Genomic DNA, 1,422 nt, shown 5'->3' on the forward strand with positions numbered 1-1,422 from the left:
GTTAGCGTCCGCGCTCGTGGTGTAATTTCCGGTGTAGGCGATGGTGTATTCCGGGGTGGGGCATGCCCCACCCCGGAATGCGGCGTCGCTGGTGGCCACCGGGTTCATCGTTATGGTGGAGTTTGCACACTTCAACCGTGACGAAGAGGAGTTCCCGATGACCGAGGACAGATTACTGATCGAAGAGCTTGCTGCGAAGGGCGGCCAACCGGATTTTTTGCGCACCATCGCCGAGAACGTGCTGCAGCTGATCATGGAGGCCGACGTTGATGGCCTGATCGGCGCGGGTCGCCACGAACGCAGCAGCGAGCGCGCGACCTGGCGCAACGGCTATCGCGACCGTTCGCTGGATACCCGGGTAGGCACGCTGAACCTGAAAATCCCCAAGCTGCGTGCTGGGTCCTACTTTCCGGGCTTCCTTGAGCCCCGCAAGATGGTCGAGAAAGCGCTGGTTGCGGTGATCCAGGAAGCGTGGATCGGCGGGGTCAGCACCCGGCGGGTCGATGAACTCGTCCAGGCCATGGGCATGACCGGCATCTCCAAGTCCACCGTCTCCAAGCTTTGCAAGGACATTGACGAGCGCGTCCATGCCTTTCTGAAACGCCCGCTCACCGGCGAATGGCCGTATCTCTGGCTCGATGCCACCTATCTCAAGGTACGCGAAGGCGGGCGGATCATCAGCGTTGCCGCAATAATCGCCATGGCCGTCAACACCGAGGGCCGGCGCGAGATCGTCGGCCTGCATATCGGCCCCTCGGAAGCGGAGGTCTTCTGGTCCGACTTCCTGAAGGACCTTGTTCGGCGCGGTCTTACCGGCGTGAAGCTGGTCATCTCCGATGCTCACGAGGGCCTCAAGGGCGCGATCACCCGCGTCATGGGCGCCACCTGGCAGCGCTGCCGGGTGCACTTCATGCGCAATGCCCTGTCCTATGTGCCCAAGGGCCAGAACACTGTCGTCGCCGCCGCGATCCGCCAGGTCTTCCTGCAGCCCGATCAGAAAAGCGCAACGCAGGTCTGGCGACAGGTCGCCGACCAGTTGCGCACCCGTTGGCCCAAGCTCGGCGCCTGCATGGACGAGGCCGAAACCGACGTGCTCGCCTACACCGGCTTTCCCACCCAGCACCGCACGAAGTTACACTCAACCAATCCGCTCGAGCGGCTCAACAAGGAGGTCAAGCGCCGCGCCGACGTCGTCGGAATCTTCCCGAACGAAGACAGCATCATCCGCCTCGTCGGGGCTGTGCTGATGGAGCAGAACGACGAGTGGCAGCTCCAGCACCGATACATGCAGATCGAAGGCATGGCCGAACTCAACCAACCCATGATCGAGGAGGAAAATCAGCCCCTACACATCACCGCCAAAGCCGCCTGACGATGGCCCACGGCCACAGCCGAAATTACACCACCTTGACGGACGCGACC

1 protein-coding gene is annotated in these 1,422 nt (G+C 62.6%); it reads left to right on the forward strand.

Going from position 1 to position 1,422, the window contains the following annotated elements:
- The first annotated feature begins 157 nt into the window (after positions 1-157).
- On the forward strand, positions 158-1,372 hold the full coding sequence (locus ACODRZ_RS26685) for an IS256-like element ISSpma2 family transposase (RefSeq protein ID WP_006954973.1): 1,215 nt from the start codon (positions 158-160) through the stop codon (positions 1,370-1,372).
- Positions 1,373-1,422 lie beyond the last annotated feature (50 nt).

This window comes from Novosphingobium sp. FG90 (assembly GCF_057808725.1).

Bases quoted from the DNA above. Each gene is read 5' to 3' on its own strand.
- ACODRZ_RS26685 (WP_006954973.1), top strand. From the start codon at position 158: ATGACCGAGGACAGATTACTGATCGAAGAGCTTGCTGCGAAGGGCGGC.